Below are 12,998 nucleotides of genomic sequence, written 5' to 3' on the forward strand. Positions count from 1 at the left end.
GAACCGGGTGCGCCCACCGCGCAGCGAGTCCGCAGCGGGCTCCACCACGGTGGTCGGTATCGGTGGTCCGGTGGGGACCGCCGCGACCGAAGGAGAACCCCGATGAACGCCTCACTCGCCCGACCCCGTGCCCGGGTCTCGCGTCGCGCCGCCCGGGTCGGTGTCGCTGCCGTCGCCGCCATGGCCCTCGGGACGGGGGTCGCCGTGGCCGCCACGATCGACGGCACGCCCGGCGACGACGAGCTCACCGGCACCGCGTCCGCCGACACGATCCGCGGCTTCGCCGGTGCCGACGTCATCTCCGGGTACGGCGGCAACGACACCCTCAAGGGCAACAACGGCCACGACACGATCTACGGTAACGACGGCGCCGACACGATCGACGGCGGGGCCGGCTCCGACAAGGTCGTCGGCGGCAACGGCCACGACGACGTCAAGGGCGGCGACGGCGCCGACGAGATCTACGGCCTCGACGGCAGCGACGTCCTGCGGGCCCGTGACGACAAGGAGGACAAGGTCTACTGCGGTGCCGGGAACGACACGGCGTACCTCGATCGGCTCGACCTCATGCCGACGTCCGAGCTGAACAAGCCGCAGGGCACCTGCGAGAACATCAAGTGGACCAACCCGTGGGTGCTGCCCATCGCGCTGTCCGACATGCCCGAGGGCAAGGCCGGGCTGGACGACCCGCACCACCCCACGAGCGGGCAGTATGCGGCCGTCGACCTCCAGGCGCCGTCCGGCAGCCCCATCCGGGCGATCCGCGGCGGGTACGTCGAAGCGGCCGGGTACCACCCGCTCGGCCAGACCTGGTGCGGCTACGGCGTCGTCATCCGTGGCGTGGGCGGCGGGCAGTACATGTACTGCCACATGACCGCCGGTTCGGTGGCGGTGTCGCAGGGGCAGGGCATCGGCTCGCTGCGGGTCATCGGCAAGGTCGGCAGCACCGGGGAGAGCACCGGCCCGCACCTGCACCTGCAGATCTGGAAGCGCAGCTTCTCGCAGGACGGCTTCAACAGCTCCGTCTGCCCGCAGCCGATGCTCGTCGCCATCGCCGACGACCGCGCCGTGCCGCGCCCCGCCGACCTGCCGTACAACGGCTGCCAGTCCTGACGGGTCCGTCATGGGGGGAACGGGACGAGGTCTGCGACGCACCGCTGCCGCGCTGGCCGTGGCGACGACCCTGGCCGGGCTGGCCGCGGCTCCCGCGTCCGCGGAGACGTGGACCGGCACGGCCGGGAACGACAAGCACATCGGCACCGACTCCGCCGACGTCCTGCGGGGGGCCGACGGGGCCGACGAGCTGCACGGCCGCAAGGGCAAGGACACGCTGTACGGCGGCAACGGACACGACGAGCTCTACGGGGAGAACGGCGCGGACGTCCTGCGCGGAGGCCGGGGCAACGACGAGCTCTACGGGGGTCCCGGGGCCGACGAGCTGCACGCCGACGACATGCAGAAGGACACCGTCATCTGCGGCGACGGCGGTGGCGACGTGGCCTACGTCGACTACAAGGACTTCGTCGGGGCCACCTGCGAGAGGCGGGTGTACCACGAGGTGACGTACGCCGACCTCACGGCCGTGTTCGGTGCCCGGGTCGGTGACGAGTCGACCGTGAGGGCGGGGTTGGCCGGCCTGAACCGCCAGATGCGGGTCGGGAAGATCGACCGGAACGCCAAGCGCGTCTCGGCGTTCCTCGCGACGCTCGTCAACGAGTCCAACGTCATGTACGACCGCGACCAGATCGGCTCGAGCTCGACCTACCGCGGGCGGGGTTTCATCCAGCTCACGGGGGAGGCGAACTACCGGGCCGCCGGGAACGCGCTCGGGGTGGACCTCGTCGCGTCCCCGAACAAGGCCAAGGAGCTCGCCTGGAGCGCGAAGATCGCCTGTTGGTACTGGTACGACAACCGCCACGTCAACGGTGCGGCGGACCGGATGGACATGGGCGCGGTCTCACGGCTCATCGGCTACGCCGCGAGCCCGTCCGAGGACCGGGAGCGCTGCGAGGACTTCAAGCGGGCCATGAAGTACCTCACCGGCACCCGGCCGGCGGACGGCGAGGTCACCTGCCTGCGGCACTGACGGTCTCCGGCGCGGCCGGGGTGGGCGTTGCGTCCGCCCCGGCCACGCCGCGCCGCGCACGGTCCTCGGCGGCGAGCCGGTCGGCGAGCTCGACGCCCTCGATGTCGAGGTCGGGCAGGACGCGGTCGAGCCAGCGCGGGATCCACCAGGCGCGGTCGCCGAGCAGGTGCATGATCGCCGGGGTGAGGGTCATCCGGACGACGAAGGCGTCGATGAGCACGCCGACGGCGAGGCCGAAGCCGATCGGCCGGACCATGACGAGGTGGCTGAAGGCGAACCCGAGGAACACCGACGTCATGATGATGGCCGCGGCCGTCACGACGCGCGCGCCGTGGACGAAGCCGGAGCGCACCGCGGCCCGGGACTCCTCGCCGTGGGCGCGCGACTCGTGCATCCCCGACACGAGGAACATCTGGTAGTCCATCGCGAGGCCGAACAGCACGCCGATGACGATGATCGGCATGAACGACAGCAGCGGACCGGGCTGGGTGACCCCGAGGTACTGGCCGAGCCAGCCCCACTGGTGGACGGCGACCGTGGCCCCGAAGGCGGCCGCGACCGAGAGCAGGAACCCGCCGGTGGCCACGAGCGGCACGACGAGGGACCGGAACACGAGCATGAGGATGACGAGCGAGAGCCCGACGACGACGACGAGGTAGCGGGGGAGAGCGTCGGCCAGCTTCTGCGAGATCTCGATGTTCGCGACGGTCTGCCCGGTGAGCCCGACGGCGGTGCCGTCGTGGCGCTCGACGAGGTCGGCGGCGCTGTGCAGTCGGGCGACGGTGCCGGTCGTCTCCTCGGCCGCCGGGCCGGTGGAGGGGACGATCTGGAAGGCGAGGGTGTCGGTGTCGTCGCTGACGCCGAACGGGACGACGGACTCCACGCCGTCGACGGCGGCGAGGGTCGTGACGATCCGGGCCTGCTCGTGGAGCACCTCGGCGTCGTCGCGCTGCGCGCCGGCGTCCGGCAGCTCGGCGACGGCGACGATCGGGCCGTTCATGCCGGGGCCGAACTCGTCCGCGACCGTCACGTACGCGGTGTGGGCGCTCGACCCGGTGGGCTCGCTGCCGCCGTCCGGAAGGCCGAGCCGCATGTCCGCGACGGGCACGGCGAGGACGGCGACGAACCCGACGACCCCCGCGACGGTGAGCCACGGGTGCCCGGTGACGGCGCGGACGTACCAGCGCCCGTGCTCCTCGGTGGCGTGCGGCGGGCCGTCGAGGCTCGAGGCGTCGCCCGGGGTCGTGAACCCGGCCTTGCGCCATCCCCGCTTCGAGACGACGCGGGTGCCCATGAGGCGGAGCACCGCGGGGCTGATCGTCACCGCGACGAGCACCGCGACGGCGACGGTGGCGGCCGCGACGAGACCCATCTGCGCGAGGATCGGCAGGCCGGAGAGGACGAGCGCCCCGAGGGCGATGACGACCGTGGTGCCGGCGAAGGTCACGGCACCCCCGGCGGTCGCGTCGGCGCGGGCGATGGACTCGCGCACGTCCATCCCACGCAAGATGTTCGCGCGGTGCCGGTTGACGATGAAGAGCGCGTAGTCGATGCCGACCGCGAGGCCGAGCATGAGGGCCAGGGCCGGGGTCGTCGAGTTGAGCTCGACCACGGCGGTGAAGGCCATCGCGCCGCCGAGCCCGACGCCGACGCCGAGCAGGGCGACGAGCAGCGGCAGGCCGGCGGCGACCAGGCTGCCGAGGACGAGGACGAGGACGAGCAGCGCGACGGCGAGGCCGAGGATCTCGCCGGGGCCGATGAACTCGAGCGCCTGGGTGATCTCGACGCTGTACGCCGGGGTGATGCCGGCGGCCTCGAACGCGGCGTCCCCCCTCTCGGGCACCTGCGCGCGGTCCTCCGGCGCGATGGACTGGGCGTTGTCGTCGAACTGCACCTGGACGACCGCGGTCCGGCCGTCCTCGGAGACGAGCCGGGTGCCGGACGAGGCCTGGGCGACGGTGCGTCCGTCGGAGTACTGCTGCTCCCCGGTCTTCAGCTGAGCCTCGGCGTCCTCCAGCTGTCGGGCAGCGTCCTCCAGCTGGGTGCGGCCCTGCTCGACCTGGCGGCGCAGGTCGGCCGTGCCGGGGGAGTCCGGGTCGGCTCCTTCGGCCTCGGCGAGCAGGGCCTCGCCGGCGCGGAGCTGGTCCTTGCCGGCGGCGAGCTGCGCGCGGCCTTCCTCGAGCTGAGCGCGTCCGTCGTCGAGCTTCGCCCCGGCATCGCGCAGGTCGGCGTCGGAGGAGTCGATCTGCTCCTGGGCCGCGAACGGGTCGACGACGCGTTCGACGTGCGGGACGGTCTCCCACTCGGCGAGGACCTCCTCGACCGCGGCCTTCTGCTCGTCGGTGAACGGACGGTCACCGCTGCTCAGCACGACGCGGCCGAAGCCCCCTGCCGCGCCGGGGATCTCCTCGCTCAGCTGGTCGAGGACGGCCTCGAAGTCGGTGTTCGGGATCTTGACCTGGCTGGTGAGCGGACGTCCGATGGTGCCGGCCAGGGTGCCGGCGACGGCGAGGACGACGAGCCAGGCCGCGATGACGGGCCACGCGTGGGCGGAGCACCAGCGGCCGAGACGGTAGAGAGCGGTGGACATGGAGCCTCCGGATCGGAGCGTCAGGGGGGCAGGGAGTCAGGAGGTGCAGGGGGGTCGGGGGTGCAGGGGTCAGGAGGGCCGGACGGCGGCGTCGGCGTCGGGCAGGAGGGGGTGGCCGAGGATCCGGACGGTCTCGCAGAACGCGGCATGGAACGACGGGACGGGCGCCTCGGACCCGGCGACGGCGTGCCGGGCCCAGACCCGGAGGGCGGCCTCGCCCGCGCCGACGAGGGCGCTCGCCACCGTGGCCACGTAGAGCTCGGAGGCGTCCGGACCGAGGCGGACCCGCAGCCAGCCCTCGAACCAGTCGAGCCAGGCGTGGAGCTCGCCGAGGATGAGCCCCTTGGCGTGCGGGGAGGCCTCGCCGGCGGCCGCGAGGACGCCGACGCGCTCGACGAGGTCGAGGTCGCTGGGGTCGGCGACGACGGCCCGCAGGCTGACCTCGACGGGCTCGTCCTCGGGGCGCTCCCCGAGGCGGTCGCTCAGCGACGCGAAGAACTCGGCGACGCTCGCGGTGATCACGGACTCGACCGACGGGAAGTAGTTGAAGAACGTCCGCCGGCTCACCCCGGCCCGGTCGGCGACGGCCTCCGCGGTGACGTCGCCGACGCCGCCGTCGCGCACGATCGTGTACGCGGCGTGCACGAGGGCGTGGCGGGTCTCCTCCCGCTTGCGGTCCCGCAGCGAGGTGACGACGTAGGTGGGCTTGCGGGTCACGGCACGAGCGTACGCATGGATTGCACGCTCGTGCAAACCTGCACGTCCATGCATGGCGTGGAGTTGGTGACGCTCATCGTGTGCCCGGCCCTGCCGCGCGCGGTGGTGACGGTCATCGCCCGCCCGGTCCTGCTGCGGCGGTCGCCCGGGCGCGTGGGACGCTGGTGCCATGGCCGACGACCGACCCGCCGACGTCCGCTCCGCGGCGCTGCTGCGCCTGATCCGGGAGTCGGTCATCGGGGAGGACCACGTCATGCAGACGCCGTACGGACCGCGACGGGTCACCTACGCCGACTACACGGCGTCCGGGCGGGCGTTGGGGTTCATCGAGGACTTCGTCCGCGACGCCGTGCTGCCGGCGTACGCGAACACGCACACCGAGTCCAGCGGCACCGGGCTGCAGACCACCCGGCTGCGCGAGGACGCCCGGAGGGTCATCCGGGACGCCGTCCACGGCGACGACGACACGGTCGTCGTGTTCGCGGGCTCGGGCAGCACCGGCGCCATCGACAAGCTCATCGGCATCCTCGGGCTGCGCATCCCGTCGGCGCTGGAGGACCGCTGGCAGCTCTCGAGGCACATCCCCACCGACGAGCGGCCCGTCGTCTTCATCGGGCCCTACGAGCACCACAGCAACGAGATCCCCTGGCGGGAGACGATCGCCGACGTCGTGACGATCCGCGAGGACGCCGACGGCCTCATCGACCAGGGCGACCTCGCGGCCCGGCTCGAGGAGTACGCCGTCCGGCCGCTGCGCATCGGCTCGTTCAGCGCGGCGTCCAACGTCACCGGCATCGTCAGCGACACCCACGGGATCTCCGCGCTCCTGCACCGGCACGGCGCGCTGGCGTTCTGGGACTTCGCGGCGGCGGGGCCGTACGTCGACATCGAGATGACCGCGCCGGCCGGCGCGGACCCCCTGTCGTACAAGGACGCGGTGGTCCTCTCGCCGCACAAGTTCATCGGGGGGCCGTCCACCCCGGGGGTGCTCGTCGCGCGCCGCGAGCTGTTCGGCAACCGGGTGCCGGTGACGCCCGGGGGAGGCACGGTCGCGTACGTCAACCCGGAGGACCACGCGTACCTGTCCGACCCGGCGCACCGCGAGGAGGGCGGCACCCCGGCGATCATCGACTCCATCCGCGCGGGGCTCGTCTTCCAGCTCAAGGAGGCCGTCGGGGTCGACACGATCCGCGCCCGCGAGGAGCGCTTCCTCAGGCGTGCGGTCAAGGCCTGGCGGGACGAGCCGGCCATCGAGGTCCTCGGCAACCTCGAGGCGTCCCGGCTCTCGATCGTCTCGTTCGTCGTCCGGTCACCTTCGGGCAGCCACCTGCACCACAACTACGTCGTGGCTCTGCTCAACGACCTCTTCGGCATCCAGTCCCGCGGCGGATGCTCGTGCGCCGGCCCGTACGGCCACCGGCTGCTCGGCATCGACCTCGACCGCAGCCACGCCTTCGAGCGGGAGATCGCCGGCGGCTGCGAGGGCATCAAGCCCGGCTGGGTGCGGGTGAACTTCAACTACTTCCTCTCCGACGTCGTCGCGGACTACGTCGTGGAGGCGGTGCGGATGGTCGCCCAGGACGGATGGCGCCTCCTGCGCGACTACACGTTCGACCCCGCGACCGGCCTCTGGCGACACCGCGAGGGCCTCGTCGAGCCGCCGCTGCGCCTCGGTCACGTGCGGTACGGCGACGACGGTGCCGTGTCGCTGCCCCGGTCGGAGGCACGTGGAGGGGAGGAGATGCTGGCGGAGCACCTCCGGGACGCGGCGCGCATCCTCGCAGAGGCCACGCCGCCCGACCTCGCCGGCCGTGACCCTCGGGTGTCGGACGACTTCGAGCACCTGCGCTGGTTCGACCTCCCGGACGGTGGCGTCGTCACCCGCTGACGACGATCGCTACCGGGCGTCCACGGGACCGACGTCGACGGGGCCGACGGGATCGACGGCGACGACGGCGGACAGCTCGAGCGGCCCGTAGAGGTGCGGGAAGAGCTCGCCGGACACCGGGTCGCCCACCTCCCAGCGTAGGGGTGCCGTGAGCCGCCGCGGATCCACCGTGAGCAGCAGAAGGGGCCCGGGGTGGTCGGAGTAGAAGCGGTCGAGCACCCCGGGCCACTGCTCGGCCGTCGAGAGGTGGACGAAGCCGACGTCCGCCAGGCCGAGGCCGCGCGTGGAGCGCTCGTACCGGCCGGCCTCGACGGCAGCAGCCCACTCGTCGGCGGCGGCGAGGTGGAACAGCGGGGCCGGGGCCGGCCGGTCCGGGGTGTCGTCCGTGGTCGTCACGACGCCATTGTCGGGCTGTGTCGTACGGTCGCGTCCATGACCTCGACCGACCCCCGTATCCGTCCCGCCATCTCGCGGGATGTCCCGGCCCTCCTGCGGTTGATCCGCGACCTCGCCGAGTACGAGCGCGAGCCCGACGCCGTCGAGGCCACGGAGGCGCACCTGCACGCCGCCCTGTTCCCCGTCGAGGGGACGCCGACGACCTTCGCGCACGTCGCCGAGGTGGAGGGCGAGGTCGTCGGGATGGCGCTGTGGTTCCTCACGTTCTCGACGTGGACGGGCACGAACGGCATCTGGCTCGAGGACCTCTACGTCACGCCGGAGCAGCGCGGCTCGGGGCTCGGCACGGCTCTCCTCGCCGCCCTCGCCGAGGTCTGTGTGAAGCGCGGCTACCGGCGGCTCGAGTGGTGGGTGCTGGACTGGAACGCCCCGAGCATCGCGTTCTACGAGTCGCTCGGCGCGCGGTCGCAGAGCGAGTGGACGACCTACCGCATGGACGGCGAGGCGCTGATGCGCCTGGCCGGGCCGCCACCGGGCTGAGCGAAGCGCGACCACAGCGGGAGCGCAGCCCCTCGACCCACCGTGGTGGTCTCCGGTGACCGCCGGTCGCCACGTCCCACGGGGGAACCATCATGCAGCTCGACATCTCACGCCGGTCCGTCCTCACGAGCGGTCTGCTCGGCGCCGGTGGCGCCGTGCTCCTCGCGCCGCCCGCCGAGGCGGCGATCCCGAAGGTCAAGCGGTCCGTGGTCATGGACCGTGCCCGCTTCTGGACGAGTCGCAACGTGCAGTACGACCAGGGCGCCACCTACCCGGGCCCGGCGGGCCAGGCGCGGTACCGGTGCGACTGTTCGGGGTTCGTCTCGATGTGCCTCATGCTGCCGCCGGCCGGCCCGAACACGACCGCGCTCGCCGGGGGCACCTACACGTTCGGCATCGCCAAGGCCAACCTCAAGCGGGGGGACATGCTCGTCCGGTCCGGGGTCCACGTGGTCCTGTTCCACAAGTGGGCCAACGCCGCGCACACCCGGTTCTGGCTCTTCGAGGAGGCCTCTCCTGCACAGGACATGAACCACCGGGTGGCAGACCTGAGCGCCTACGGCGGGTACGCGGCGCGCCGTGCGCGCAACATCGTCAACGGCTGAGACGGCCCCGCGTCCCCGGCCCGCCGGGGGTCGGGAGGTCAGGACGGGTAGGGCGTCAGGAGCTGGTCGACCGGCGCGTAGTCGTCGGTGAGGACGGGGGAGTCGCCCACCCACGCCTCGAGCTCCGCGCCCTCGATGACCCGCCACCCCACGTCGCGCGCGTCGAGTGCCTCCTGCCACGCGGCCGTGTCGACCGGGGTGTCCGACGCGAGCACGACGAGGTTGCCGCCCGCGTCGCCCTCGGTCGTCGCCGGCGTCGCGGCGAGGGCGACGTGGCCGAACACGGCGCGGAGCGTCTCGACCTCTGCCCGCGCGAAACCGAGCGGCGGGTAGTCGATGAGGTTCGCGGCGTACAGGCCGTCGTCGCGCAGGACCCGGCGCACCTCGCCGAGCACCTCCACCGTCGTGAGGTGCCATGGCACGCTCACCCCGCCGAAGGCGTCCCCGACGACGAGGTCGCGGGAGGAGTCGTCGACGGCGTCGAGCCCGACGCGGGCGTCCTCGACCCGTACCTCCAGGTCGGGGCCGGTCTCGAGGCCGAGCCGCCGGACGTCGACCTCGAGGACGCCGGGGTCGATCTCGGAGACCGTGCTCGTCGTCCCCGGCCGGGTCGACGCGAGCCAGCGCGGCAGGGTGAGCCCACCGCCGCCGAGGTGGTGCGCCGTGAGGGGCTCGTCCCCGGGGAAGGTGGTCTCGGTGGCGGCCGCGAGTGCCTTGACGTAGGAGAACTCCAGGTACTCGGGGTCGTCGAGGTCGACGTAGGAGTGCCGCAGGTTGTCGAGGACGAGGGACCGTCCGCCGTCCCGCTCCGGGTCGGCCCGCACGACGGCGCAGTGGTACGTCGTCTCGACGTCGCAGCCGTCCGGCAGGAACAGCGCACCGCCGGCTCCGACGACGAGGACGGCCACGGCGGTCGCGGCGGCGGCCGTCCGCCGGGCCGCGACCTCGGTGACGACGCCGCCGACCGCGAGCAGCACCCCGAGCCCGACCATGATCCACGTGACCGGGACGGTGGAGATGAGGACGAACCCGGTGACGACGGTGCCGGTGATCGCCCCGGCGGTCCCGGTCCCGGAGAGCCGTCCGACGACCGACCCGGTCTCCTCGAGGGTCGCGAGCCGCAGCTTCGTCACCATCGGCGTCACGGCCGACAGCAGCGCACCGGGGACGACGATGCACGCCGTCGTGACCGGGAGGAGCAGTCCGCTTCCCGGCACCTCACCCGCGGCGCGGACGAGGAACGGGGTGGCCGCCACGACGGCCCCGGAGACGTACAGCAGCCGGCCGAGCTGCCCGCGGGCGTCGTGACCGTCCGCCCAGCGGCCGCCGAGCCAGGCGCCCACCGCGATCGCGGCCAGCGCGAGCCCGATGACGAGCGTGCTCGTCTCGAGGGTGAGCCCGAAGTACGGCGCGAGCAGCCGGAGCGCGACGATCTCGACGACGAGCACGGCGCACGACGAGCCGAAGACGAGGACGGACGCGGGCGCGTCGCCGATACCGGCCGCCGGGGTGGGTGTGGCCCGTCCGGCCCGGGCGGGTCCCGGCGTCACGAGGTCGGCACGTGCTCGTCGAGCTCGGCGAGCCAGGCCGCGGCCGTGGCATCCGAGGGCATCCGCCAGTCACCGCGGGGAGAGAGCGAGCCGCCGGCGACGACCTTGGGGCCGTTCGGCAGCGCCGACCGCTTGAACTGGTTCTGGAAGAAGCGGCGGAGGAACACGCCCATCCAGCGGTGGATCGTCGCGAGGTCGTAGGCCACCCGGTCCTTCTCCGGATATCCCGCAGGCCAGGCACCGGCCGTGGCGTCGGCCCACGCGTGCTCGGCGAGGAACGCGATCTTGCTCGGCCGGTACCCGCGGCGCAGCACGTGGAAGAGCGTGAAGTCGTGCAGGGCGTAGGGGCCGATCGTGTCCTGGGTGGACTGGATCGGCTCGCCGTCCTTCGCCGGCACGAGCTCGGGGCTGATCTCGGTGTCGAGGATGCCGAGCAGCGTGTCGTCGACGTCCGCCTCGGCGAACTGTCCGGACGAGACGACCCAGCGGATGAGGTGCTGGATCAGCGTCTTCGGCACCCCGGCGTTGACGCCGTAGTGCGACATCTGGTCGCCGACGCCGTAGGTACACCAGCCGAGCGCGAGCTCGGAGAGGTCGCCGGTACCGAGGACGATCCCGCCGCGCTGGTTGGCGGCGCGAAAGAGGAGGTCGGTGCGCAGCCCTGCCTGGACGTTCTCGAAGGTGACGTCGTAGACCTCCTCGCCCTCGCCCGCGGGGTGGCCGAGGTCGCGGAGCAGCTGCGTCGCGAGCGGGCGGATGTCGACCTTCTCCCACTCGATGCCGAGGGCCTCCATGAGCCGCGCGGCGTTCCCCTTCGTCCCGTCGCTCGTCGCGAACCCGGGCATCGTGAACCCGAGGACGTGGGTGCGGGGCAGACCGAGTCGGTCGCAGGCCTTGGCCGCGACGATGAGCGCGTGGGTGGAGTCGAGGCCGCCGGAGACGCCGATGACGACGCGGGGCATCCGCTCGGTGTCGCCGCCGCCGATGGCCCGCATCCGCTGCTCGAGCCCGCTGACCTGGATGTTGTACGCCTCATAGCAGTCGAGCGCGAGGCGGCTCTCGTCGTCCGGCACGAAGGGGAAGCGGTCGACGGGGCGGCGCAGTCCGAGGTCGCCGGACGGCGGGGAGAGTCGGAACGGGACGATCCGCGTGCCGGCGTCGTCGGCGGAGTAGGCGCGGGCGTTGTCGTCGAACGAGCCCTGGCGCATCCGCTCCTGCCGGAGGCGGTCGAGGTCGACGTCGACGACGGTGCGCCGCGGGCCTGCGGGGAACCGCTCGGACTCGCCGAGGAGGTCGCCCATCTCGTAGGCCATCGTCATGCCGTCCCAGGACAGGTCGGTGCTCGACTCGCCCTCGCTCGCCGCGGCGTAGAGGTAGGCGGCGTTGCACCGCACGCTCGCCGAGCGGGCGAGCAGGTGGCGGTCCTCGGCCCGGCCGACCGTGATGGGGGAAGCCGACAGGTTGAGCAGCACCGTCGCTCCGGCCATCGCCGCCTCGTGGCTGGGCGGCACGGGCACCCAGACGTCCTCGCAGACCTCGGCGTGCACGACGAGGTCTGACAGGTCCTCGGCGGCGAAGACGAGGTCGGGGCCGAACGGCAGCTCACCGTCGGCGTCCGCACCCGGCCACTGCGGACGGACGAGGAACTGGCCCTGCTGGTCGCTGCCCGACGCGAACCAGCGCTTCTCGTAGAACTCGCGGTACGTCGGGAGAAAGGACTTGGGCGCCACCCCGAGCACCTGCCCGCGGTGGACGACCACGGCGCAGTTGAAGACCCGGCTGCCGTGCCGCAGCGGTGCTCCGACGACGACGAGCGGGGTGAGCCCGCTCGTGCCCTCGGCGACGGTGCGGACCGCGGCGTCGACGGTGTCGAGGAGGACGTCCTGGAGGAGGAGGTCGTCGAGGGCGTACCCGGAGAGCGTGAGCTCGGGGAAGAGCGCGACGGCGACGCCGTCGTCGTGGCACGCGCGGACCTGCTCCAGCACGCGGCGGGCGTTCTCGGCCGGGTCGGCGAGCGCCACGGGGAGGGTGCACGCCGCGACCCGGGCGAAGCCCTGCGCGTACACGTTCCGGAAGTCCATGCCGCCAGCCTATGGGGCGGCGGCCCGGGAAGGCTCAGCCTCCGACGCCGCTCCACACGGCCTCGGCACCGGAGTGCCCGACGAGCACCACGAGGACGGTCAGCGCAATCGCGAGCAGGACACTGACACCGCTGAGGACCCGCAGCGGCATCGACGAGCCGGAGCCGTTGCCGGCGACGGCCCGGCGGTGCATCATCCACAGCACCCACGAGAGGGCGGCGGTCGCGGCGAGCGTGATCGGCATGGTCTCGCCGATCTCGGCGTGCTGCTCCACGAGGTCGCCCCCACCGCCGATGCGTTCCCGCAGGGCCTCTCCCGACTGCCCCGCGGCGATGGCCGAGACGAACGTGACGCTCGCGAGGAGGGGCAGGGCGAGGCCGATCCGGCTCCGAAGCCTCTCGGAGACGACGAACAGGACCAGGAGCAGCGCGGTGAGCGGGGTGAGGACGACGACCGCGTGGACGACGAGCGGGTGGACCGGGATGCCGAGGATCGTGTCGAACAACGGAGACCTCCGGGACGGGCGCAGCGGGGTGCCGGGCGCT

The 12,998-nt window shown here is 72.9% G+C and carries 11 protein-coding genes; 5 read left to right on the forward strand and 6 right to left on the reverse strand.

What is annotated here, in order from left to right; translation table 11 throughout:
* The first annotated feature begins 102 nt into the window (after positions 1-102).
* On the forward strand, positions 103-1,113 hold the full coding sequence (locus JQN72_RS13965; protein WP_204135730.1) for a peptidoglycan DD-metalloendopeptidase family protein: 1,011 nt from the start codon (positions 103-105) through the stop codon (positions 1,111-1,113).
* 10 nt (positions 1,114-1,123) lie between these two features.
* Positions 1,124-2,086 (forward strand): glycoside hydrolase family 19 protein, encoded by a 963-nt coding sequence (locus JQN72_RS18795; protein WP_204135731.1) that lies wholly within the window; start codon positions 1,124-1,126, stop codon positions 2,084-2,086.
* Here JQN72_RS18795 and JQN72_RS13975 read toward each other — a convergent pair.
* The gene (locus JQN72_RS13975; RefSeq protein WP_204135732.1) at positions 2,067-4,676 is read right to left on the reverse strand and encodes an MMPL family transporter; all 2,610 of its coding nucleotides are present in this window, start codon (positions 4,674-4,676) and stop codon (positions 2,067-2,069) included. The two genes, JQN72_RS18795 and JQN72_RS13975, sit on opposite strands and share 20 nt — an antisense overlap.
* Positions 4,677-4,745: 69 nt before the next feature.
* Complete coding sequence (locus JQN72_RS13980; protein WP_204135733.1) at positions 4,746-5,393, reverse strand: TetR/AcrR family transcriptional regulator; 648 nt, start codon at positions 5,391-5,393, stop codon at positions 4,746-4,748.
* A gap of 169 nt (positions 5,394-5,562) precedes the next feature.
* Between JQN72_RS13980 and JQN72_RS13985 the strand changes: the two genes are divergently transcribed.
* On the forward strand, positions 5,563-7,281 hold the full coding sequence (locus JQN72_RS13985; protein WP_204135734.1) for an aminotransferase class V-fold PLP-dependent enzyme: 1,719 nt from the start codon (positions 5,563-5,565) through the stop codon (positions 7,279-7,281).
* A gap of 9 nt (positions 7,282-7,290) precedes the next feature.
* Here JQN72_RS13985 and JQN72_RS13990 read toward each other — a convergent pair whose 3' ends face one another.
* Entirely contained in the window at positions 7,291-7,677 is a 387-nt protein-coding gene (locus JQN72_RS13990) for a DUF952 domain-containing protein (protein WP_204135735.1), read from the reverse strand.
* 36 nt (positions 7,678-7,713) lie between these two features.
* On the opposite strand from JQN72_RS13990, the gene JQN72_RS13995 reads away from it, so the two are divergent.
* Positions 7,714-8,217 carry a GNAT family N-acetyltransferase gene (locus JQN72_RS13995; protein WP_204135736.1) on the forward strand — a complete coding sequence of 168 codons (504 nt, stop codon included), beginning with the start codon at positions 7,714-7,716 and terminating at the stop codon, positions 8,215-8,217.
* Positions 8,218-8,309: 92 nt separating this feature from the next.
* Positions 8,310-8,822, forward strand: a complete 513-nt coding sequence (locus JQN72_RS14000) for a hypothetical protein (RefSeq protein ID WP_204135737.1) — start codon at positions 8,310-8,312, stop codon at positions 8,820-8,822.
* 38 nt (positions 8,823-8,860) lie between these two features.
* Here JQN72_RS14000 and JQN72_RS14005 read toward each other — a convergent pair whose 3' ends face one another.
* The 3 genes from JQN72_RS14005 to JQN72_RS14015 are packed head-to-tail and all read right to left on the reverse strand — an operon-like array spanning position 8,861 to position 12,958.
* On the reverse strand, positions 8,861-10,372 hold the full coding sequence (locus JQN72_RS14005) for a fused MFS/spermidine synthase (RefSeq protein ID WP_204135738.1): 1,512 nt from the start codon (positions 10,370-10,372) through the stop codon (positions 8,861-8,863).
* Positions 10,369-12,453: an NAD(+) synthase gene (locus JQN72_RS14010; RefSeq protein WP_204135739.1), complete on the reverse strand. Its 2,085-nt coding sequence runs from the start codon at positions 12,451-12,453 to the stop codon at positions 10,369-10,371. The genes JQN72_RS14005 and JQN72_RS14010 overlap by 4 nt, the downstream gene beginning before the upstream one ends.
* A gap of 34 nt (positions 12,454-12,487) precedes the next feature.
* On the reverse strand, positions 12,488-12,958 hold the full coding sequence (locus tag JQN72_RS14015; RefSeq protein ID WP_204135740.1) for a DUF2231 domain-containing protein: 471 nt from the start codon (positions 12,956-12,958) through the stop codon (positions 12,488-12,490).
* Between the last annotated feature and the right edge of the window lie 40 nt (positions 12,959-12,998).

It is taken from the genome of Phycicoccus sp. CSK15P-2, assembly GCF_016888005.1.
Lineage (GTDB): Bacteria > Actinomycetota > Actinomycetes > Actinomycetales > Dermatophilaceae > Phycicoccus.

Coding starts and splice junctions, on each gene's coding strand:
- JQN72_RS13965 (WP_204135730.1), top strand. CDS start 103: ATGAACGCCTCACTCGCCCGACCCCGTGCCCGGGTCTCGCGTCGCGCC.
- JQN72_RS18795 (WP_204135731.1), top strand. CDS start 1,124: ATGGGGGGAACGGGACGAGGTCTGCGACGCACCGCTGCCGCGCTGGCC.
- JQN72_RS13975 (WP_204135732.1), bottom strand. CDS start 4,676: ATGTCCACCGCTCTCTACCGTCTCGGCCGCTGGTGCTCCGCCCACGCG.
- JQN72_RS13985 (WP_204135734.1), top strand. CDS start 5,563: ATGGCCGACGACCGACCCGCCGACGTCCGCTCCGCGGCGCTGCTGCGC.
- JQN72_RS13995 (WP_204135736.1), top strand. CDS start 7,714: ATGACCTCGACCGACCCCCGTATCCGTCCCGCCATCTCGCGGGATGTC.
- JQN72_RS14000 (WP_204135737.1), top strand. CDS start 8,310: ATGCAGCTCGACATCTCACGCCGGTCCGTCCTCACGAGCGGTCTGCTC.
- JQN72_RS14010 (WP_204135739.1), bottom strand. CDS start 12,453: ATGGACTTCCGGAACGTGTACGCGCAGGGCTTCGCCCGGGTCGCGGCG.